This window comes from Deinococcus sp. LM3, assembly GCF_002017875.1.
Lineage (GTDB): Bacteria > Deinococcota > Deinococci > Deinococcales > Deinococcaceae > Deinococcus.
Genome location: NZ_MUFV01000004.1, coordinates 114,197 through 132,632 on the forward strand (window position 1 = coordinate 114,197; position 18,436 = coordinate 132,632).

Annotated in this window: 25 protein-coding genes; 3 read left to right on the top strand and 22 right to left on the bottom strand. The window is 71.5% G+C overall.

Going from position 1 to position 18,436, the window contains the following annotated elements; all coding sequences use genetic code 11:
* Positions 1–87 precede the first annotated feature (87 nt).
* Complete coding sequence (locus BXU09_RS17790; RefSeq protein ID WP_240501491.1) at positions 88–2,892, bottom strand: UvrD-helicase domain-containing protein; 2,805 nt, start codon at positions 2,890–2,892, stop codon at positions 88–90.
* 135 nt (positions 2,893–3,027) lie between these two features.
* Positions 3,028–3,537: a single-stranded DNA-binding protein gene (locus BXU09_RS17795; protein WP_078305673.1), complete on the bottom strand. Its 510-nt coding sequence runs from the start codon at positions 3,535–3,537 to the stop codon at positions 3,028–3,030.
* A 162-nt stretch (positions 3,538–3,699) separates the two neighbouring features.
* On the opposite strand from BXU09_RS17795, the gene BXU09_RS17800 reads away from it, so the two are divergent.
* Complete coding sequence (locus BXU09_RS17800; RefSeq protein ID WP_144012353.1) at positions 3,700–4,422, top strand: hypothetical protein; 723 nt, start codon at positions 3,700–3,702, stop codon at positions 4,420–4,422.
* Positions 4,419–4,676: a hypothetical protein gene (locus tag BXU09_RS17805; RefSeq protein ID WP_078305675.1), complete on the top strand. Its 258-nt coding sequence runs from the start codon at positions 4,419–4,421 to the stop codon at positions 4,674–4,676. The genes BXU09_RS17800 and BXU09_RS17805 overlap by 4 nt, the downstream gene beginning before the upstream one ends.
* 8 nt (positions 4,677–4,684) lie before the next feature.
* Here BXU09_RS17805 and BXU09_RS17810 read toward each other — a convergent pair whose 3' ends face one another.
* The 11 genes from BXU09_RS17810 to BXU09_RS17855 all read right to left on the bottom strand — a co-directional run bounded on the left by BXU09_RS17810 (position 4,685) and on the right by BXU09_RS17855 (position 10,405).
* Positions 4,685–5,110: a hypothetical protein gene (locus BXU09_RS17810; RefSeq protein WP_144012354.1), complete on the bottom strand. Its 426-nt coding sequence runs from the start codon at positions 5,108–5,110 to the stop codon at positions 4,685–4,687.
* A 124-nt stretch (positions 5,111–5,234) separates the two neighbouring features.
* The gene (locus BXU09_RS17815) at positions 5,235–6,023 is read right to left on the bottom strand and encodes a hypothetical protein (protein ID WP_078305677.1); all 789 of its coding nucleotides are present in this window, start codon (positions 6,021–6,023) and stop codon (positions 5,235–5,237) included.
* Positions 6,024–6,061: 38 nt separating this feature from the next.
* Complete coding sequence (locus BXU09_RS17820; protein WP_078305678.1) at positions 6,062–6,412, bottom strand: hypothetical protein; 351 nt, start codon at positions 6,410–6,412, stop codon at positions 6,062–6,064.
* 45 nt (positions 6,413–6,457) lie between these two features.
* Positions 6,458–6,952 (bottom strand): hypothetical protein, encoded by a 495-nt coding sequence (locus BXU09_RS17825; protein ID WP_078305679.1) that lies wholly within the window; start codon positions 6,950–6,952, stop codon positions 6,458–6,460.
* Complete coding sequence (locus BXU09_RS17830) at positions 6,949–7,296, bottom strand: hypothetical protein (RefSeq protein WP_078305680.1); 348 nt, start codon at positions 7,294–7,296, stop codon at positions 6,949–6,951. Before BXU09_RS17830 ends, BXU09_RS17825 begins: the two co-directional genes overlap by 4 nt.
* The gene (locus BXU09_RS17835; RefSeq protein WP_078305681.1) at positions 7,293–7,730 is read right to left on the bottom strand and encodes a hypothetical protein; all 438 of its coding nucleotides are present in this window, start codon (positions 7,728–7,730) and stop codon (positions 7,293–7,295) included. Before BXU09_RS17835 ends, BXU09_RS17830 begins: the two co-directional genes overlap by 4 nt.
* Before the next feature lie 273 nt (positions 7,731–8,003).
* Entirely contained in the window at positions 8,004–8,360 is a 357-nt protein-coding gene (locus BXU09_RS17840) for a hypothetical protein (protein WP_078305682.1), read from the bottom strand.
* Positions 8,357–8,746 carry a hypothetical protein gene (locus BXU09_RS17845; RefSeq protein WP_078305683.1) on the bottom strand — a complete coding sequence of 130 codons (390 nt, stop codon included), beginning with the start codon at positions 8,744–8,746 and terminating at the stop codon, positions 8,357–8,359. The genes BXU09_RS17840 and BXU09_RS17845 overlap by 4 nt, the downstream gene beginning before the upstream one ends.
* A complete protein-coding gene (locus tag BXU09_RS17850; protein ID WP_078305775.1) occupies positions 8,743–9,105 on the bottom strand; it encodes a hypothetical protein in 363 nt (120 codons plus the stop codon). Before BXU09_RS17850 ends, BXU09_RS17845 begins: the two co-directional genes overlap by 4 nt.
* 56 nt (positions 9,106–9,161) lie before the next feature.
* Complete coding sequence (locus tag BXU09_RS20555) at positions 9,162–9,902, bottom strand: hypothetical protein (protein ID WP_144012355.1); 741 nt, start codon at positions 9,900–9,902, stop codon at positions 9,162–9,164.
* Complete coding sequence (locus BXU09_RS17855; RefSeq protein ID WP_078305684.1) at positions 9,899–10,405, bottom strand: hypothetical protein; 507 nt, start codon at positions 10,403–10,405, stop codon at positions 9,899–9,901. The genes BXU09_RS20555 and BXU09_RS17855 overlap by 4 nt, the downstream gene beginning before the upstream one ends.
* Positions 10,406–10,540: 135 nt before the next feature.
* On the opposite strand from BXU09_RS17855, the gene BXU09_RS17860 reads away from it, so the two are divergent.
* Positions 10,541–10,813, top strand: a complete 273-nt coding sequence (locus BXU09_RS17860) for a hypothetical protein (protein WP_144012356.1) — start codon at positions 10,541–10,543, stop codon at positions 10,811–10,813.
* 3 nt (positions 10,814–10,816) lie between these two features.
* Here the strand turns inward: BXU09_RS17860 and BXU09_RS17865 are convergent, their stop codons facing one another.
* The 9 genes from BXU09_RS17865 to BXU09_RS17905 all read right to left on the bottom strand — a co-directional run bounded on the left by BXU09_RS17865 (position 10,817) and on the right by BXU09_RS17905 (position 18,418).
* Entirely contained in the window at positions 10,817–12,871 is a 2,055-nt protein-coding gene (locus tag BXU09_RS17865; RefSeq protein ID WP_078305686.1) for a DEAD/DEAH box helicase, read from the bottom strand.
* A complete protein-coding gene (locus tag BXU09_RS17870) occupies positions 12,868–13,698 on the bottom strand; it encodes a tRNA-guanine transglycosylase (protein WP_078305687.1) in 831 nt (276 codons plus the stop codon). Before BXU09_RS17870 ends, BXU09_RS17865 begins: the two co-directional genes overlap by 4 nt.
* Before the next feature lie 44 nt (positions 13,699–13,742).
* Entirely contained in the window at positions 13,743–14,264 is a 522-nt protein-coding gene (locus tag BXU09_RS17875; protein ID WP_078305688.1) for a hypothetical protein, read from the bottom strand.
* 38 nt (positions 14,265–14,302) lie between these two features.
* A complete protein-coding gene (locus tag BXU09_RS17880) occupies positions 14,303–14,623 on the bottom strand; it encodes a hypothetical protein (protein WP_078305689.1) in 321 nt (106 codons plus the stop codon).
* Between the two features lie 113 nt (positions 14,624–14,736).
* Complete coding sequence (locus tag BXU09_RS17885) at positions 14,737–15,174, bottom strand: hypothetical protein (RefSeq protein WP_078305690.1); 438 nt, start codon at positions 15,172–15,174, stop codon at positions 14,737–14,739.
* Positions 15,175–15,209: 35 nt separating this feature from the next.
* Complete coding sequence (locus BXU09_RS17890) at positions 15,210–15,947, bottom strand: PRTRC system protein B (RefSeq protein ID WP_078305691.1); 738 nt, start codon at positions 15,945–15,947, stop codon at positions 15,210–15,212.
* Positions 15,948–15,982: 35 nt separating this feature from the next.
* The gene (locus BXU09_RS17895; protein ID WP_078305692.1) at positions 15,983–16,360 is read right to left on the bottom strand and encodes a hypothetical protein; all 378 of its coding nucleotides are present in this window, start codon (positions 16,358–16,360) and stop codon (positions 15,983–15,985) included.
* A gap of 38 nt (positions 16,361–16,398) precedes the next feature.
* Positions 16,399–17,421, bottom strand: coding sequence for a hypothetical protein (locus tag BXU09_RS17900; RefSeq protein ID WP_078305693.1), 1,023 nt, complete (start codon positions 17,419–17,421; stop codon positions 16,399–16,401).
* Between the two features lie 208 nt (positions 17,422–17,629).
* Positions 17,630–18,418 carry a PRTRC system ThiF family protein gene (locus BXU09_RS17905; RefSeq protein ID WP_078305694.1) on the bottom strand — a complete coding sequence of 263 codons (789 nt, stop codon included), beginning with the start codon at positions 18,416–18,418 and terminating at the stop codon, positions 17,630–17,632.
* Between the last annotated feature and the right edge of the window lie 18 nt (positions 18,419–18,436).

Sequence of the window (18,436 nt, forward strand, 5' to 3'; positions counted from 1 at the left end):
GGGATCACTCAGCATCGATGTCGAGAGGTGAATTCTCTTCCCCATGTTCCTGACCCAACTCCACAAAGTGTCTCCGCACGACCACGCTCAACTGGCCTGCAAACGACCCAGTTCCGCCGGCCGGATAAAGGGCGCGAGTGGCTCCGCCCCATCCAGCAGTTCCCCACTTGCCCGGTCGAACCGCAATTCCACGTCCCCCAGTGCCACGCGCAGAACCCGCCCGCTCAGCCGCACCTTCCGCGCCAGACGCACACGCAGCAGCGGCCCTTCGAACACGCACACCGGCACCCCCGTCCCGAACAACGCTGGAATGGCCAGCCGCGCCTGCCGCGCCGCCCGCTCGAACAACGCCAGGTGCACCTCGTGCACCGCCACGTACGGCGCCTCCACGCCCTGCAGCAGCGTCAGACCGTCTGCCGCCCACGTGCGCAGCAAGGTCCGGTCCTCTTCCGCCAATGCCGTCAGCCGTTCCCGCACGAGACCCACCGGCATGGGCGTGCCCCCACCGAACAGCGGCCACGCCCCCCGGGGATCCATCAGAGTCGCCATCGGCGGTCCCCCTTCCGGCAGCGCCGGCAACATCGACCGGCACCCCGAGCTGGGCGGCGGCACCGACAGGGCCAGAACAGGCGAGGGCGCCGGAGCAACACCCTCCGGCACCTCGGCCCAGACAGGCAGTTCAGGTGCGACCTCCTCCACTTCTCCAGCGGGTAGGACGCCCGGCATCACCAGCTGCTGCGCCGCCCACGCGTCCTTCCCGTACGCGAACCGCAACACCCGCTGCGCCCGCGTCACCGCCACGAACTGCACCGCCCGCTCCTCCGCCTCGTCCCCCTGACTCAGTGGCATCAGTTCCGGGTACAGGATCGTCACCCGCGGCCACTCCTTGCCCTTCGCCCGGTGTACTGACGCCAGCAGCACGTCCGCCTCCGCGTCCTCCCGGCACAGCTGCCCCAGGAGCGTCAACGCGTCCGCCTGCGTTCCCATCCCCGTGCGCCGCGAGACGACCCACGCCAGGTACCGCAGGCATCGGCCCACGTCGAGGAGTTCCGTCAACGCCCGCCGGGCTCCCTGGTCGCCCGTGCTTGCCCGCGCCTTCAGTGGAGCGGCCACTGGTTCCAGATACGCCCGGACGAGATCTGTGACGGCGTCGTTCCCGAAGTCCGGTGGGAGCGCCTCAGTCACGCCGTCCCGGAGACGCTGCGCGAGATCCCGCCCCGTCACCGCCACACTGAGGTTCCGGCTCATCAACTCCAGCGCGAGGCGGATCAGCGGCGCGTTCGTGCGGCACAGCACCACATCCCCCCGAGCGTACGTGGCCGTTTCCGCACTCGCATGCTCGACGATGCCCGGCTCTGCCCGAGGGGCCGGCCGGATGAAGCTCGAGTGCGCCCGCGCGTACCGCACCACCTCACGCGGACAGCGGAAGGACACGCTCAGCGGAAGTTCGAGGGCATCCACGCGCTCCTTGAGGCGGGACAGCGCCATGGGGTCAGCCCCCGCCCAGGTGTAGATCGACTGGTCGCTGTCCCCCACGAAGATCAGACGGCCAGGGGACGCTGCCGCGCCACGCAGGCCCAGCAGGTGCAGCACGTACCGCTGCCGTAGTGGCGTGAGGTCCTGCGCCTCGTCGACGAGTGCCAGGGACAGGCTCCCAGCCCCGTACCCGAACGTCACCGGCAGCCACAGCAGGTCCGTAAAGTCCGCCGCGCCCGCGTCCGACCAGAGATCCGCGCCCACCTGATGGAACACGGGGATCAAGTCCACCAGCTCGTCGGGCGCCGCGGGCCACTGCGCCCGGTCCGCCAGCCACTTCGCCTGCTCAGGCGTCGGGACGTGCAGGCCTTCCTCGCGCGCGATCGTCCACGCCCGCGCAGCCGGTGCATGGAGCTGCGTGTGGTCCGGGATCACCGTGGACGCGACCAGGCGGCCCTTCTCGTCGAGGATCTGCAAGGGGCTGTTCAGCTGCTGCTGCAGGAGGCGGAATCCATGCGCATGCAGCGTCAGGGCGCGCACCCGGGCCGGTAAGCGAGGCTGGAGGTCCGAGACGGCGTGCCGGTTGTACGCGAAGTACACGCCACGCTCCTCCAGGTGCCACGCCGCCTCCGTCAACGTCGTCGTCTTCCCCGCTCCGGCGGTCGCCCGCAGGAACAGGTGTCGTCTCGACGTCGTGACGGCCGTCATGAATGCGCGCTGTTCCGGGGTGAAGTGCAGGGGAATGGGCCTGGACATGCGGGAACCTCCTGCCTTCACCGTATGCGGCGTAGGGGTGATCACGCTACGGCGATCACCCTCACCGTTCACCGGCGCCTCGACGTCGCTGGACGCCATGCGAACATGCCCGCCAGATGGCGGGCAAGCCTGGACCTCCTGCACGTGCACCTGATCCTGAGCATGCACCCTGAACGCGAACGTCGCCCCCACCGGACCACCCTGCGCCAGGCCCAGCACCACCAGGGCCCGCATCACCCCCAGCGCCCCCGCCGAATCCATGTCCAGCGCCCGCGCAAACATCCCCAGCAGCCCACTGCGCCCAGAGAGCAGCCGCGCGGCCGCCTCCACCTCCAGCAGACCCGCTGCCGGCACCCACGCCACGGGCGCGATGTACCCCGCCCGACCCGAGCGCGTCTCCAGGCCCCCCGGCACCTCCACGGACAGCCACGCCGCCGTGAGTTCCGCCAGCACTTCTCCTGCCCGCGCTTCCCCGACGAGTCTGGTCAGGGCCACCTGGGACAGCCGTCCATCCTGGGAGAGCCGGTCGTACGCAAGTTGCGCGTCCGCGCTCAGGGTCGGCACTGCGAACCGGGCGTCCGGCGGCGTCAGTGGAGGGGTGAAGGGGATCGGGTCGGGGATTGAGGGGATCGGGCGGGCGCGTGGGGCAGTCTTGGGCATGATGGGGTCTCCTGAACGCCACGGCTGAGCGCGTGGGGTTGCAGCGCGGCCTGGCCCCACCGCATCGGTGGGGCCACCCCTGAAGCGAAGGCATGCGGGAGGGGAAGAGGCACGGTCCTCTCCCCCACTCGCGGGTCAGTCGGCGGCGTTCTCCTGCGCGGGCCCCACCGCGTGCCGCTGCCGCTGCCCGCCCGGCAGGCTGAATTCCGGCATGGCCTTCCCGCCACCCCGAAACATGATCAGCGTCCGGTACTTGAACTCCCCGTTGGATTCCTCCACGAGGTGTTCCGGGTCGGTCTCCCGGGCCCCGCGGCTGTACTTCAGGGCCTGAGGTAATTTCATCTTCCTGGAGTCCACGGCTTCGAGCTCCCTGAGCTTGTAGAAGCTGCCGTCGTGAATCACGCCCCGGTCTCCATCCGGGCTCGTCCACGGGGTCGCGCCGATCAGCGACCAGTCGAACGTGTCGTGCTGCGCGTACGGCAACTGAAGGCCGCCGCACGGGATCTCCCCCTCGGGGCGGTACCCTCGCCGTCCGTACTCGCGTTGCAGGGCGCGCAGGTCCTGCGGGGTATTCGCGTACACGGTGATGCGGGTGCCGATGGCGTCGACCAGCACGAGGCTGCTGCGGTGCGGAATCTCGTTCATGGGGTGCTCCTGGAATGAGGACGAAACGGGCGTGATCGGCGTGCGACACGCGTGAACCCCTCTGCCCTGGCCTGCCCCACGGGCAGGCCACCCCTGACCACCGGGCCGAGCGTGACCACATGTGTGTGCACTCGTCACCCCTACGCACGGGACGCTCTGGTCATGTCCCTGCCCCCACACCCCCACGGTGGCGCGCCCGTTCCCGGCGTGTTCGCCCTCCTGCGCACCCACGACGCCCCCGGCGGCCCCGTCCACACCCCACTGCACGTCCTGCACTGCCCGGAAGAGAACGCCCTGCGGGTCGCGCATCTCCTGAACACGCAGGCCGGCCAGGTCCGGTACCACGTCCAGCCCCTGACGGCCCTGAATGAGCAGGATCTCGTCGAGGAGACCCTGCACGTCACCACCGTCCGCTTCACCCTGGCCACCGGCGGCGTCCGGTACAGCGTCAGTCAGACCCGCCACCTCAGTGTCCAGGCCTTCCACCCGCCCCTGGACACGCCCACCGCGCAGGGCGGCGGTTTCGCCCCGCACCTGACGGTGACCACTCGTGACCCCCAGTCGGGACTCCACCTCGCCCGTCAAGTGCAGGGCGTCCGCTTGTGCGGCGTTCACCCGGCCCTCGCAGCGTGGGTGCGCCACTGGACGGCGTGCGCCGTCACCGGGCGCATGGGGGCGTGGCCGCACGCCCAGTTCCCGGGCGTGCACGTCGTCTGGGCGCACCCCACCGGTATGTTTTTCGTCGTGAACGCGGACGGGCTCAGTGTGCCCGCCGCCTTCCTGCAGGAGCGCGCGGGTGAACTCGTCGGACCGGGCGTGGTCTTGCCCCTGGCGGCCCTGTTTGTGCAGAGTAGACCTATGACTCGTACTGGTGTGGCCTCGTGACGGCCGATCAGGAGACCTTCCTGATTGCCGCTGCGCTTCTCGTGAGTGTCCTGCTGGCCGTCCTGTTCCCCCTCCCGCTCCTGCACTGGGCGGTCCTGCTGGCCTGTGGGTTCGTCGTGGCGCTGGCCCTGCTGAACGTGTGGACGCTTGGTTTTGTTCGGCCCGGCGAGCGGGTCACAGCGGCCCTCGGACGCATGCCTGTGTACCTCACTGGCGGTGTGGCTGCCGCAGGCCTCGTCACGCTGCTCCTCTGATCTCGACTTCAGTCCACGGGGTGCCAGGGGTTCACCTGGCCAAGCGCGGTCTTCCGGTGAATGCGCGCGTCGATGTCTGACAGCTGCCGCAGCGTCTGGGCGTGCTCTGGCCAGATCTCGTCCAGGATGATCAGGAGTGCGCCCTCGGGAAGCGCGCGGCGCAGCGCCGTGAGCCAGTGATCGCTCGTGTGCATGGCCCGCCGCAGGCTCGGCGCGAGCGCCCGCAGGCGGCGCAATTGACGCAGCGCAGCGGGATAGGTCTCTGGGCAGTGGGACTTCATCGCGCGGCGGAACTGCTCACCGCGTACGGCGGCTGCCGCCTCCAGGGCCCCGAGTCGCTCTCGCAGGTCCTCATTCAGCCGGACTTGATGATCAGGGCGGCGGTCGCGCAGGACGCCAGTCCGGATCAGGTCACCCTCCAGCCCGGCGTCCATGAACAGAGGCAGGCGGGCACGCTGGCGGTCATTCCAGCGCTTGGCGTTGCGTTCGCTGGCCTGCTGGGGGGTGCGGGGCGTTCTCGGCATCCGTGAGACGTGGCCCCGGGGCGGGGCCAGGGCTTCACGCCACCTGGGCGTCCACGTGCTCGGGCGTCAGGGCGGTCCGCACATCCTGCGCCAGTTGCGCCGCTGGCAGCACCCAGCTCGCCCAGCGGTTGCGGTACTCGTGCGCCCAGCGGTCCTGCCCCGCGAGCGGTTCTAGGCGCCACATGACCGCCACGCCACTTGGACTGGCCTGCCGAGGGGCCCACAACCCACAGGCGGACACTTCGATGAACACGCCCGTGTCCGCACCGTCCGGCGCAAGGTGAGCGGTCATCTCACCACTCACGGCGACCCCACCCGGATTCCAGTGCACCTTTCCTGGCCAGCCCAGGTGCCGCTGCACGGCCTTCAGGTACCGCCGGGCATCCAGTTCGAACGCGCGCTTGCCTTCCGCGTTGTACCCGACGTATCCCTGGGCGTCCGGGTACTCGCCGAGCAGTCGTTCACCGCTCAGCGCGGTCTTCACTCGGGCCTGCCACTCTTCGCAGCGGGCCCGCCACGTCCCGTCGACGTGCAGACCGGCGGGCGTGAGGTGCCGCGTGAATGTCCGGCTCGCGCGGGCAGCCGCGGGATTGCGGTCCTCTCCCTCCAGGGTCAACGCGGCATTCTCCCCACTCGGGAGGGGATGGTCGAGCAGGTGCACCGTGCCGATCAGGGCCGTCGTGAGTCCCGCCCGGCGGCACGCGGCATAGAGCGTGCGGCCCTCGCGTTCGAGGGCAACGATCTCGCTCCCGGTCGCCTGAGAGAGAGCCTGCGGCAGCCGTTCAGGGCACGCCGGGTCGAGAGTGATCAGCAGCTTTGCCATGACGGCTGCGTGGCCCCCGGAGTGGGGGCCAGGGTTGGTCAGGCGCGGAGCGCGCGGCGGGACTGCATCCAGTCGTGCGCGGCGCTCGCCACCCCGCAACTCGGGCACGTCCACGTCTCGTCCGGCGCCTCGAGGAGCGTGCATTCCACATGCTTCGCGCTGCACCCCGGGCAGGCCACGTGGTACGCACCCACGCTATCCAGCAGTCCGGGCAGTTCCACGCCCAGCACCTCTGCCAGAGCCTCCGGGGCGTACTGGAGAGCCAGCGCGAGACGTTCGAGCGTGGTGGAATCCTGAATGAGCGCACTCAGCTGCACGGTCGTCGAGCGGGGCTGAGATGCTGCTGTCGGGGGCTGGGTGACCTGCTGGTTGTCGTTGGCTTCGATCATGCGTGTCGCGTGGCCCCCGGGAGGGGGCCAGGACTGCAGGGTGCGTCAGCGAGGGGCGGGCGGCAGGATCAACGCCGGGAGTTCCTTCCCCACCGTCTCCGGGAAGGTCGACGGCAGGACCGGGGCCGCCACCGTGGCGTCAGGCGCCGTGAGCGTGATCAGGCCCACCCGGGCGTCCGTGCTGTACTCCACCCACACTGGCGGCTTCTGACCGTGCTGCACCCGCACCCGGTTCAGCCCTTCGGGTGTGAGCGTCCACGTGCTCAGTGTGAGTGGCCCCGCCCCCCGCACCCCATCAAGGGCCTCCAGGGTCGGCAGGAAGCGGGGATCCTTCGACGCGGCGCGCAGGGACGCCGCCACCTGCCGCGCCCGGACCGGGTGGGCGTGCACGTGATCGGCGAGCTGCGCGGCCGTCACCTCGTTCGTCGCGCGGCCGCGCCGGTGCTCCACGAGGCCGATCTCGATGGCGAACATGCGCAGGGTGGTGGGAGACAGGACCTTCAGGGCCTGCCGCAAATTGGTCTTGGTGGTGTGTTTCATAGAGGCGTGGGGGCCAGCAGCAGTTCCCGGGCCAGTGGGGTCTCCCAGAGGGTCAGGACCTCCTGGGCAGCCCGGGCGTCGCCCGTCCGGTTCCACCGGCGCAGCGCCGTCAGGAACGGCGTCAGGCGGGCGTCGTTCAGGGCATCCAGGGCGTCCAGGTGGAAGCAGGTCACCGCTGCTGGGGCCGCATGGTACAGCAGCCGCGCGTCCGACTCGGTGTCCGTCCCGAGGAGGAACCCGGTCGGCTCACCGTCCAGGTACGCGAAGACGCTCAGCCGGCCGATCACCATGGGTTCGCTTTCGAACGTGATCAGGTCCGGCCTGGGGCGCAGGCCGCCCGTCACAGGGGGACCTGCTCGAAGGTGAGGAGGTGCTCGGTGGGCAGGCGGTGCCGGAGGCCCAGTAGCGTCCCGTACCGGACGTCCCGGTACGCGCGTTCCAGTGCGCTGTGCCGGTGCACCCCCCGGAAGATCAGGCGGCCGTCCTCCAGTACCAGGAGCGTGCCCTCGTGCATCAGGTACGCCGGGGCCTCGGGGTGCTCCTGCACGCGACTCGCCAGGGACAGGGCTTCCACCTCGCCGGGCTCCACGCGTTTCAGATGGTCGCCGCAGTACCTGTCTGCGGCGCGGGCACGGGGCGCGTCCTCTGGCAGGATCGGCACGAGACCCTGCTGCTGCGCCGCGACGAGCAGGGCGCACACAGCCATGCAGCGCGTCGCGTCGTGGGCCGTAGGTGGGGTGCCCTGGGGCGTGAGCAGCAGACTCGCCAGGGCGGTCACGCGCGGCTCCCAGCGGAAGGGACGTTGGAGCGGGTGGGGTGCATGGAACCTCCGTACAGGGTGCGGCAGAGGGCGAGCGGGATCAGAACGGACAGGATCGCGGTGAGCATGCGGCTCACGTGGCCCCCGGGCAGGGGGCCAGGACTGGTTACGGGTGCCGGGGGCCCCGGCGGACCTTCACGGCGATGACTGCGGCCGTGAGGGTGCCGAGTGTGGCGAGCAGGCCGACGTACGCGAGGAACAGGGTGAGCAAATTCATGGGCACTCCAGGAGTCAGGCGAGGTCAAGGGCGAGTTCACGCCTCAGAGCGGCCGCGTCCCGCAGGAGGCTCGCGAGCTCCAGGCACAGGTCCGCCCGGCGGTCCAGACGCGTGAGGTCCGGCAGGGGGAGCCCGGACGCCTCGAGGCTCTCCGCGCGCAGCTCGCCCAGCTGCTGGACCGTGCGCTCGTCCGCGAGGGCCTGCTGGTCAAGTTGCTCGGCACTCAGGGGCTGCGGGGCGAGTGGGGTGGGCAGGGCGGCCCGTTCGGCCCGGGCGGCATGGAGGGTGTCCTCGTCGAGAACGTCCAGCAGGGAGATCAGGGCGACCAGATCACCCTCGCAGTGCGCGGCCAGGCGGTGCAGGACCGTCACGCGACCCGCTCCGGTGTGGCGGCCGCGACGGCCGTGATGGCGTCGGCGAGCAGTTGACGGTCGGCGGGCGTGACGTGCAGGGTGACGTCCCCACCGTGCACGCTCAGGGTCAGGCAGGCGGGGTGCAGGGTGACGCTCGCGGGGTCCAGGGGATCGCTGTGGTCCTTGAAGGTACCAACCGCGCCGTCGACCAGGCGGGCGGCGCACGTGGCAGCCCAGGTGGGATGGAAGCCGCCACTGCCCTGCGGCGCCTCGATCACGATGGCTTCCCCGTCGACGTCCTGCCGGTGGGCCACGTGGACGGTCAGGCCGGACGCGAGGGTAAGCGTGACCGTGTGAGTGGCCGCGGCCTGTGGGGCGGCGGGCTGAACGTTGCTGCCGGTCATGCGCGGACCTGGGTGAGGACGAGGCTCTGGGCGCGGGGTTTCTTCACGGCGAGGTTGGCGAGCGTATCCGCGTCCAGATCCCCGGCCGTGGCGAGACGATCGGCTTTCTTCCGGTCGATGGTGGCCACCTCCAGGGTCGCTGCATCCCCGAAGCATTCCCGGAAGCGGTCCAGGGGGTACTCGATGGTGGTCGAGGTGCGCAGTTCCGCCCGGTACAGGTCGGTCTGCACGGTCTCGCCGTCCAGCAGAGCGGCTTTGAGTTCCGCGCCGAGCTGGTCGCGTTCAGCTTCCAAGCCGAGGATGGTGTCGCGGAGGGTGGCGTAGCGGTCGAGCAGGTCGGTCAGGTGGGGGTTGGTCATGGTGTCGGACTCCTTAGGGGGTGAGGGGACGTGGTGGGCAGGCCAGCGAGGTGAAGTCATGGGGTCATCAAGTGCAGTCGGCTGCCGCGCAGGGCGAGAGCGCAGCGGGCTGCACTGAGGGAAGCGAGCAGGTCGTCCGGCGCGTGCTCGGGGTGAGTCCAGAGGTGCGCGGCGTAGGGCGGCACGCCGCGCACCCGGACGCGGACGCCGGGTGGGGCGCGGCCCGCGAGGTCGATCAGGATGCGCAGGGCCGCCAGGGGCCCGTGGGCGACCGCGCGCAGTCCACCGCCGCGGGCGGACGTGCCGTCCGGGTGGTGGCGCAGGCGGACGATCACCCCAGGGGTCGCTGGGGGAAGTGGGGGGAGGTGGACCCGGCGGGCGCGGCGGTGCGTGCGCATGTGCCCGGCGGTGTGGTGCGCGGGGTGGTGGGCGGCGTTCTCGCCCCTGGGAATCCACTGCACGTGCAGGGCGACGCCCCGTTCCGCGGCGAGCTGAAGGAGCTCCTGCGCGGGTTCGGTCAGGGGCGACTTGGACCGCGCGAGTCCCGTCAGGACGTGCGCGGTGGCCAGGCAATCGACATACAGGTGCAGGAGGCCGGGATCGGCGTGCTGGACCGCGAGGCGTGCGGCCTGCAGTTCCGCCTGCTGGGTGGTGTGCGCCCGCGCGGTGGTCGTGATGGTCACGCCGTTCACGACGGCCGCCAGGGCGTATACATCCTGAACGGCGAGGCTGGCGTCGGTGTACGCGATCTGGTGTGGCATAGGGTGCACGGTGCCGGACGTGGGGGTGACTGTCACGCGGCCTGCTCCGGCTGGACGGGGGCGGGCTCGGCGAGCCACGTGGCGGGGACGCGGAGCGTGTAGACCGCGAGGCGGAACTGCGCGCGGAACTCGTCACGTGGGAGGAAGCGGCTGCGGCCGTCCCGGCAGAGGATGTCCACGCCGGCCGTGGCGTGCGACAGGCGGTACTCGCAGATGGGCCAGCCGTCCTGGTCGTGCACGCTGACCCGCACGGGCCCACGCGTGAGACCGGCGAGGATTTCGTCGGGGGTGACGGCCGTGAGGACCTCGGGTTCTTTCGCGGCGTAGGCGCGCAGGGCCGTGACGGTGGCCTGGACGCGGCAGGGGTCGCCGGTGAGTTTCAGGGCGCGGCCCGCGGCGAGCAGACGCGCGAGGCGTTTCAGGCGCAGCTGCAGGGCGGGGCGGGCAAGAGCCACCTTGCGGAGGTCCGCGAGGGCCTGCTGAGGGGTGGGAGCGGGCTTGTGGGCGCCGGGGACGCTGATCGTCAGAGGAGTGAGCATGCGCCCGTCCTGGCCCACACCCCCGGTGTGGGCCAGATCTGCGTGTCCAGCCGATATCGTGGTCGGGTGCCACGCCCCCGCGAGTCGCAGCTGTACAGGTCATTCCGACACGTGCGGGAGGACGTCACGTACGTCGTGGAACTCCATCACGACGCGGAGGACCGCCGAACGGCTCACCTGGTGCCGGTGGACGAGGTGGGCGCGTGGGCGGAGGACGTCGTGTTCACGAGTCGACCGGTTCCGGGGCGTGAGCTTCGGGGGGTATCACCGCTGGATCGCGACCTGTTCGTGATCCGGTTGTTCGATGAGCCGGTCAGCCTGGGTGCGCACGGGGAGTGGTTCACCGACCAGGAACTCACTGACGGACCGTGGGTCACCCCCAGGACGCCGCGACTCCCGCCGAAGTGAAGGTCAGTTCAGCAGGCTGACCGCGAGGATGTGTTTGCACAGCTGCACGCCATCCGGGCAGTCGCAGATGAAGGCCTCGCCCTGGCGGGTGACGGTGCGTGCTTGACTCCCGCCGGTGACCGTCCAGCCGTGTGTCGTGGGGGTGACCGTCAAGAGGTGGGCGCGGGCGAGCCGGGCCGGGTCCGCGAGGACCGTCCGGGCGCGGGGCGCGGGGGTGGGTTCGCTCAGGATGAGCGGGCCGTACGCCTGGGCAGCCTGGGTCAGCCGTTCTGCGGTGCGGAGCGTGAATCCGGCAGCGGTGAGCTGCGCGGGGGGCGTGCGGGCGAGCGTGGGGAGATCCGGGACGCCGGCGGCGCTGAGTGCGCGGGCGGTGACCTGCCCGACCCCGCTGAGCAGCGCGAGGGTCGCGGCGCGGGGTGGAAGCTGCGCGGCGAGGCTCACGCGGGTGAGGTTCACGCTGATGCTGGGGGACAGGGCGTGCCAGGCGCTCACGATGCGGAGGGTTTCCTCGCGCAGGGCCGTCAGGGTTGGCTCGTGCAGGCCACTCAGCTCCGCGGCCCCGTCGTCCCCGTGGTGGGTGGTGGCGTGCAGGAGGGCCGCGCCGATCACCGCGTCCGGCGGGGCGGTGCCCGCGTCCAGCGTGCGGGACGGAACGCTCATCAGGGCGTCGACGAGGGTGGCGCGCGACTCGTCCCCGAGGCTGGGCAGGCGGACATGCGCGGCGGCGGCCAGCAGCACGTCCAGCACCGTCGGGTCCTGTGGGAGGGCGCGAACGGCCGCGACGACGGGCACAGGGAGCAGCGCCTGACTGGCCACGCGGCCCAGTGGCGTGACGCTGAGCACGCCCCCATGGTCGGCGAGGGCACCCTGCTGGAGGAGCGTCGCCACGGCGCGGGGGGCGTTCAGGGTGCCGGTGTGCGCCGCGAAGGTCTGCTGGGCCATGCGGGTCGCCTGTGCGCGGGTGCGGGCGTACCCGCCATCCACGCAGCCGAGCAGGAAACCCAGCAGGTGCTCGCCACGGGCCAGGGGACTGCTGAGCGGTTCGAAGCGGCCGCGTTCGTACTGGCCGGGCTGCTCCGCGCGGGTGCCGAGCACCGTGACGTGGGCGCGCGTGGCGCCGGGCCGTCCGGCGCGTCCGGCGCGCTGCCACGCGGCGTTCACGGTCAGTTCCTGCCGACCGTCGGGGCCGAACGTGGTGAGGTCGTACAGAACGACGTGCTCGGCGGGAAGGTTCACGCCGACTTCCAGGGTGGGCGTGGCGATCAGGACGCGGGTGTGGCCCGCCCGGAAGTTCGCCTCGACCTTGGCCCGGGTGTCGGGGGTGAGACCCGCATGGTGCGCGGCGCTGGCGTGCCCGGCCGTCTGGAGCTGCGCGGTGAGATCAGCGGCCCGCTGGCGGCCGTGCACGAACACCAGCGTGGACTCCCCGGGCGTGAGCACCCGCTGGAGGGCGGCGGGTTTGTCGGCGACTGCGCGGACGGTCTTGGCGGTCCAGGTGAGTGGCATCGGTCGGATGCCACCTCCAATGTGGAGGGCGCCCAGCCAGTCGGCGAGCACGCGGGGGTTCCCGCAGGTGGCCGTCAGGGCCAGGACGCGCAGGAGGGGGAGCGTGGCCCGCAGGCGCGTGAGGGCGGCGTCCAGGGCGGCGCCGCGTGCGGGGTCACTGATGGTGTGGATCTCGTCGGTGATCAGGAGGCCCACCCGCGCGAGCCAGGGGTGGTGGCGGCGCCAGCGGCGCGTCACGAGGTCCAGGCGTTCGGGCGTCATGATCAGGACCTGCGCGGCGCGGTACGGGGGGCTGGGCTGGTCGCGGGTGAACGCCTGCACGCGGCCGGGGAGGTCGGCCCAGGTGTGGGCGATCTCGTGCGCGAGGGCCTTGGTAGGCACAGTGACGATGACGCGTTCGCCGTGAGCGAGGGCGTGTCGGGCGGCCTCGCGGGCGAGATGGGTCTTGCCGCTGCCGGTGGGGCTCGTGATCAGGGCGCTGACGGGGAGCGTGGTCACGCCGCACGCCAGGGCGAGATCCGGGCCGGAGAGGCGCGGCGCGGTGCCGGTCACGCGCTCCTCCCGGGCGTGAGGGGTCGCCAGGCGGGGTGCAGGGCGAGGGGTACGTCCGCATGCAGCGCGGTCAGGAGATTCGTGACGGCGAGCCGCAGGCGTTCGTGCGGGGCGGCGTCCGGGATGACCTCGCCCGTCCAGGCGCGGCCATTGGCGGCCATGCGCTGGGGGCTGCTGGAGTCCACGGTGTTCGCGCCGGCCGTGAGGGCCACGTGGATGGAGTCGGGGTGCCCGAGGCCGAACACGTGCAGGGGCAGACCGGCGGGGAGCTGGGCACGGACGGTGCGGATTTCGTGCTGGAGGCGGTCCCGGTCAGCGCTGTGCGGGGCGAGGCCGCCGAGGGCGATGCCGTCCGGTCTCGCGGCAAGGATCCTGGTGAGGTCCTGGCCGGGCTGGACGCTGGCGTACAGGGTGCCGGGGCGGATCTGAGACAGGGCCCACAGGGCATTGCGTTCCCCGAGGTGCAGGCGGCGCGCGCGTTCGTCGCTGCTGGCGGTGCTGGGCACGGGGAAGTCGAGGGTGAAGCACACGGCAGCCCGCGCGGACCGCTGCAGGTCGTACACGTCCAGTGGGGTGAGGGGGGCCGCGCCGGGCACGTGCAGCGCTGCGAACGGTCCGGTGTCCACGACAGTTGCGTGGGCGTCCAGGGCCTGGTACCCGCCGCTGTCGATCATCAGGGGCAGGGCGGGCAGGGGTGCGCCGGGCGCGGCGCGGAGTTCGGCGGCGCTGATGAGCGCGGCGGGCGCGTAGCGCTCCACATACGGCGTGAGCAGGGCGTCGAGCGGAAAGCGGTGGGTCAGGACGGGAATGAAGCCGTGAAGAGTCATCAAGCGCAGGCTGGCCGGGGGGCAATCCCCCCGGCCAGCCCTGGTCAGTCCTGGGGTGTGGGCCGCTCCGGCTTCCAGCCTTCGCCGATGTGCCAGACCTCCGTTACCCGGGACCACCAGGGGGCGCTGGCCCGGTAGGTGGCCAGGGCGCGGGTCGGTGTCAGCGTGGACGCGAATTTCACGCTGCGGTACTGATCGGGTCCGTCGCCCGCCTCGCGGTAGACGATGGCCGTCTGGGCTCGCCGGTCAAAGGCCCGCGCCTCGCGACGCGCGTCGTCGATCTGGAGCAGGCGCTCGATGGCGGTCTCCTCGTCGAACGGCACGGTGAGTTCGGGCCTGCCGTTCCGAGCGGGGTAGGTGTGCGTGCCGAGCGTGGCGACCCACGCGCGGAAGGCGGTCCCGCCTTCACGCGTATCGAAGTGTGCGCAGTTGGGGCCGCCGGTGCCGCCGTTCTCGACGCTGCCGATCCGCTTGCCGTCCTTGTACAGCGTGCCAGTGAAGGCGACGCCGTCGCGGGTGGGGAGGTACTTCACGCCTTTGATGTCGTATCCATTGGGGTTGAACATGGGTTCTCCTGTGGGGGTTGAGTGGCGTCGGGGGGACGTCAGAACGTCAGCGTCCAGGTCCCATCGGGGTTGTGGGCGTACAGCTGCTCGCCGGTGAGCTGGGACGCGTGGCCCATCACGTCAGCGGTGAGCTGCTCGTCCCGGATGATTTCGGCCTGCTCCCGGTCGAAGTTGTGCCCGGCGAGGCGACGCATCAGCCGCCGCCCGACGCGTTCCGTGGGCAGCAGGGCGCGGATGGCGAGCCCGGAGCGTTCGTGCGTGAGGGCCCACCCGGCGTGATCGAGCATGCGGTGCAGCGCGGCGCCGGGCAGGTCAGCGAGGCGGACGCAGGGCACGGTCTGGGTCTGATCGCCCTGCACGGCGCGGACTTCCCCAGGGATGAACCGGGATGGACGTTGTGTGGTCTGGGCCATGCGTGCCCGTGGCCCCCGGGCGTGCCGGGGGCCATCACTTCTGGGCGGGGCGGGCAGCGCTACTTCCGGGTGGGACCGGGCGTCCGAGTGCCGCCCAGGCGTGGCTGGGCCGGTTGGATCGTCGTGGGGTCAGGGTGGGCGGCCAGCAGGTCCGCGATGGCCTGCGGGGCAGTGGCCGCGAGGACGGGGCGGTTCAGCGCTCGGCCCTGTGGGGTGGTCCACCAGGCCGCGAACACGAAGGTGAAGTCCGTGTTCTGCACGCGCAGTTCCACGGTGAGGTGATGGCCGGGCGTCAGGGGGACGTCGAGGCCTGGGGCGGGCGGCAGCAGGACGGGCTGTTGGGCCGCCAGGTGCGTCAGGGCGGCCTCGATGGTAGGCCCGTGGCCGGTCACCGAGGTGTCCTTCCCGGTCTGGAGCCGGGCGCAGCACGCGTCGTTGTCGGCGAGGAGGACGAGGCGCGAGGGGAAGTGTGGTTCGGTGACCGGCGGTGTGTCCATGGCCCGCAGGGTGACGTGCCTGGGGGTGACGGCGATCAGGTCAGGATCTGCCCGAGGGTCTGCCCCGCGTTCACGAGCACCTCGGCCGGGAACGTGCCCTGCGCCTGCGCCGTGTCCAGCAGTTCCTCGTAGCTCTTCCCCCAGTTCATGTACCGGTCCGTGCGGCTCGGCCCGGTGAACTCCGACTGGAAGAACACCTCCTCCCAGTCGGCTTGCGTGTCCGGGGTGCAGGCCTGCGGGTACGCGGTGGACCCCCGGCACACCTGGCCGCTGGGGAAGATGTTCCAGAACGGCGCGTGGCACACGGGCGTGTCCAGGGTGGGGCGCGTGTTCTCCCGGAGGGCGTACACGCTCAGGCTGCCCGGCCCGGCAATGAACACCAGCGGTGGGTGGGGCACGAGCTGCCCGGAGAAGCGGGCCACGCTGCCGGCCTGGGCGTACTTGGGGTTAAACAGGAGGGCTCGTTCCCCGACGGGGATCCACCAGGCGCACGCGGTGGGTGAGGTGGCCAGCGTGTTCTCCCGGGTGGGCGTGAGGGCCCGGCCGCCCAGAGTCACCAGGAGGTCACGGGCGTCCTCGTGGGTCAGCGCCTGCGCGGCGCCCAGCACGGCCCGGCCACCGCTGTCGTGCCGGATGCGGTGCTTGCGGGTGTACGCGCTGTTCAGGCCGTCCTGGCCGCCGGGCGCGTACAGGACCAGGGCGAGGACCGGTTCGTGCAGGGCGGGGGCAGCGCGCTGGGTGCGCGCGGTGGAGATGGTGATGGTGGCGCTCATGCGTGCGGGGTGGCCCCCAGCTGGGGGCCAGCGCTTCACGGGGTGGAGACTGCGGCGGGCGACCAGGGGTACAGGTGCTTGTGAATCACGCGCACCCGCCTGCTCGCCCTGAAGTCGGCGAGCACGTCGGTGATGTTGCCCGGGTGGGCGTGCGGGAAGGCCTGCTGCACGTCCACGGCGGTGACTCCTGGATTGGTGTGCACGTAGTCCTCGATCAGGGCGCCAAGCGTGCCCTGTTCGAGTGCGGGGGCGTCCGGCGCGTTCGGTGCCTGGTGCCGCTGGACGCGGAGGGTGCGCAGCGTCTCGTGATCCAGGTCATCCAGCAAGTCGATGAGGGCCCGGCGGGCCTGCCACGCCGGTTCAGCGGGGAAGTGAGTGCGGGCCATGTGGTCCAGAAGGCTGAGTTCGCTCATACGCGTCCGTGGCCCCCGGGCAGGGGGCCAGGGCTGCGTCACGAGGTGGCGCCGCGGGTGAGGGCGTCCCACATGGCGCGCGTGCGGGCCTGCACGTCCGCGACCGCGCGCAGGTACCTCAGCGCGGCCTCGTGTGAAGCCCAGTCGTGGACTTCGAGCATGGCCAGGGATTCGACGGGGCTCTCCGTGTGCGGCATGCCGAGCAGGTCGGTCACGTCCCGGTGGAATTCCAGCACGGGGTCCCGCTCCGGGGCGTCCTGGCAGATCACTACGTCGATCACCCCCGGGTGCAGGCCGTCCTCGGCCCAGGCGCGCGTGGTGCGCCACTCGAAGGGCAGCGTGGCGAGGTGTGCGAGCAGGTCCGCGGCCTCCGTCAGGCCTGGGACCACCCGGTGGGCGTGCAGTCGGGCCTGGAGGGAGCGGGCCACGTCGTCTGGCGCAGTCCACGTGTCCATGGGGTACGTGCGGCCCAGGTCGTAGGGCGTGGGTGCGCCCTGGCGCTGCAGCCAGCGGCACAGGTCCCGCGCGCGGGGTTCGCGGGTGCGTTCCTCGTGCTCGGCCTCACTGAGGGCTTCGAGGTGGTCATCCCACCACATCTCCCCGAACCGCAGGGCCTCCTCGCCCTGGACGGCGTCCTGACCGGTGAAGACGGGCTGGTACGGGGCGAGGGCTGCGCGCAGGGCGAACATCAGGGCGCCGAACAGGTATCGGTCCCGGGCGCGCAGATCCGCACGCAGGGCCCGCAGGTCCAGCACCCGGCCGGACTGGGGCAGGACCTCCATGCCGACGGTGGCGGTGTTGTGCTGCGAGTACCCGCACAGGAGGGTGACATCGAGGCGCACGTCCGGCGGGCTGAGCTCTACCCGCCAGGTCTCCACGTACGAGTTCAAGATGTACGACTCCGGTGTCTCACCCGGACGGGGGGCGCGGCGGGGGATGAGGCCCGCCTGCGTGAGGTGGAGGGCGAGGGTGCACGCGGCGTCCATGACGCCCTCCTCCACGGGGCGGATGACGTACCCGGTGGGGAGGCGGTGCGCGCGGGGCACGTTCAGGGGTGCCATGCGGGGGGTGGTCAGGGCAACAGGGGCGGTGGGGGCAAGCGCGGGTCGGATGGCGTCCGCTCTTGCGTCCGTGTGAGTTTGACCAGGGCGCGGGTGAGCGCCTCGGGGGCGCGCGTACGCTGGGCGAGCGTGCGGAGCGGGGGTTGTCGGGTGCGGTGCGAGTTGAGCCATGTGGTGAACTCCTCCTCGGAGATGGTCGGGATGGGCGTCATGCGGCGGGACGGCGGGGACGGCGTTCCCGGCGGGCTTTGAGTAGGGGCTTGGGGCGGCGGGCACGCGGCACGTCGGGCTGTCCCTCGGGCACGGGGAGCGCCACGACGCGCAGCGGCTCAGCGAGGTTGATGAACGCCCCGCACGTGGGGGTCTTCGCGTTCAGGAGGAGTTCCCCGAGGAGCTGCGCCGCCTGGAGGGCGACGGCCGGATTGATGAACAGGTGCTGACGGGTCAGGGCCTCCGCGGCCGAGCAGCTGGGGCGGTCATCATCCACGCCCGTGTGCATGGTGGGGTCGCGGTCCAGGACGTGCGGGAGGCGCGCCGGACTCTGACGGACCTGCCCGAGGATGACCTGCCCGGTGGCCGCGTCGTTCCCGCAGTCCAGCCAGTACTGCGGGGGCTGGGCGCGGAAGGTGGCGTGGATGGCCCGGCGGCTCTGGGCGCTGTCCACGCAGCTGATCACGACGTGCACGCTCTTGACGTCCCCGTCCTGGAGGGTACGGGGGTACGCGTCCCAGCACAGGCCCGCGTACAGGTTGCAGCGCTCGACGAGGACCACGGCCTTGTGGCGGCCGATGTCGGCGGGGGCGAAGTTCTGCCGGGTGAGGTTGGTTTCGCTGACCACGTCCGGATCGAAGGCCGTGACGTGCAGGCCGGCACCGCCGAGGGCGCGGATGGCCTGGTCGAGGCGGACGAGGTGGGTGAGCATGAGGCTGCCGGTGCCGCCGACGCCCACGAGGATGAGGCGGACGGGGTCCTTGGGGTCGAAGGTCAGGGTGTGCATGATGCCCGCGTGGCCCCC